At 35.9% G+C, this 1264-nt stretch carries 3 protein-coding genes; all 3 read left to right on the top strand.

All coding sequences use genetic code 11. The annotated features are described in order from the left end of the window. The first annotated feature begins 232 nt into the window (after window positions 1–232). The 3 genes from B879_RS20790 (at window position 233) to B879_RS23660 (ending at window position 1210) form a co-directional block, all read left to right on the top strand. On the top strand, window positions 233–622 hold the full coding sequence (locus tag B879_RS20790; RefSeq protein WP_157231781.1) for a hypothetical protein: 390 nt from the start codon (window positions 233–235) through the stop codon (window positions 620–622). Window positions 623–902: 280 nt separating this feature from the next. Beyond that, a complete protein-coding gene (locus B879_RS22740; protein WP_157231779.1) occupies window positions 903–1046 on the top strand; it encodes a hypothetical protein in 144 nt (47 codons plus the stop codon). A gap of 20 nt (window positions 1047–1066) precedes the next feature. Next, on the top strand, window positions 1067–1210 hold the full coding sequence (locus tag B879_RS23660; RefSeq protein ID WP_157231777.1) for a hypothetical protein: 144 nt from the start codon (window positions 1067–1069) through the stop codon (window positions 1208–1210). Window positions 1211–1264 lie beyond the last annotated feature (54 nt).

Genomic DNA, 1264 nt, shown 5'->3' with positions numbered 1-1264 from the left:
TTTTTTCAAATCAGAGAAGGGGATAAAATTTTCAAAGAAAAAAACAGTTTAAACCTTCAGGTCTTAAGAAATGGAGAGGAGAAAATATTTGAGTTGGATTTTAAATGTGAGATATAGAGATTGAACTGACCAAATAGTGAATTACTATGATTTAAGAACTTCAAAGCTTATTTACAAATACAATTTTTGAATAAATCTAATTGGTGTAACCTTGAATTATCTTCCAAATTAAATGAAGAGAAAAATTAGAAAAAGCTTTACTTCAATGGTCACTTCACTATTAATTGCGATGATGTTTTTAAAAGCAGTATTATTAATAGAATTTGAAAAGGTCGAACCCATTGATATTGTGAATATTATTGGTCTGGGTTATTTTACTTTTTTAACCTTGAAGGGAATTTTCTGGCATTTTATTATTTGTGAGAATGAAAAAATCATCATTTACAAATTTAGAAAACAGGTTATTGACAGAGATTCGATTGATGCTATTTCGGTCCAATATGGTATTTTCGGAAAATTAACTATAAGACTAAAAGATGGAATTTTGTTCAATATTGATACTATTCAATTGAATCGATCGGATATTGATTTCCTTTTGAAATTGGTACCAAATAAAGAATAGTTCTTTCTATTGTGATGTATTCCCTTCGCAAAGCAAATATAAGGAGGACTCCACTTTGGCGTAGAGCTTCTCGGACTGGGCCATCAGGAGCCCGGGTAAGCCGACCGTTAAAAATCAGTTCACTGGAACTGATTTAGGGAGGGGTCATGATGCAGGGAAAGCCAGTGAATAAATACCTCTACAATGAGGGATGAGCGTTAAGAAATGATCCCTTTGGATCATTTTAGCGAAGAGCCAAGATGCAGGGTAGGCTTCAATGACCACCTCGGAATTAACCTGTTTGACTACGGGGCAAGGATGTATAGCCTGTCCCGATGAGCCAAGCGATATCGGGAATGCAAGTATCGGAAGGTGGTTTGTGGTGGATCCGCTGGCAGAGCAGATGCGGAGTGGACCTGCTACATTTGATTGGACATTAAGTTAAGCTCGATTAACTTAGTAGATATGGAAAAGAAAATTAGAAGGTCATTCGATAAATCCTTCAAGTTAATGGTTGTTGAATTATACCGTAATGGGAAAACATCAACTGAAATTAGCGAGGAACTTGGTATTGGTTCTGTATCTCCCAATTTACAAATCTTCGGTTAAAAAATACCAGGCCTGAAAGGCCGATATGTGTCAACCCGGCATAAAATCCCGGGA

The organism is Cecembia lonarensis LW9 (genome assembly GCF_000298295.1).
Classification (GTDB): domain Bacteria; phylum Bacteroidota; class Bacteroidia; order Cytophagales; family Cyclobacteriaceae; genus Cecembia; species Cecembia lonarensis.
The sequence above is the reverse complement of the archived record's forward strand: the minus strand, read 5'-3'. Positions and strand labels throughout refer to the sequence as shown.

Excerpts from the sequence above, each read along its gene's own strand:
- B879_RS20790 (WP_157231781.1), top strand. The coding sequence starts at position 233 with ATGAAGAGAAAAATTAGAAAAAGCTTTACTTCAATGGTCACTTCACTA.
- B879_RS23660 (WP_157231777.1), top strand. The coding sequence starts at position 1,067 with ATGGAAAAGAAAATTAGAAGGTCATTCGATAAATCCTTCAAGTTAATG.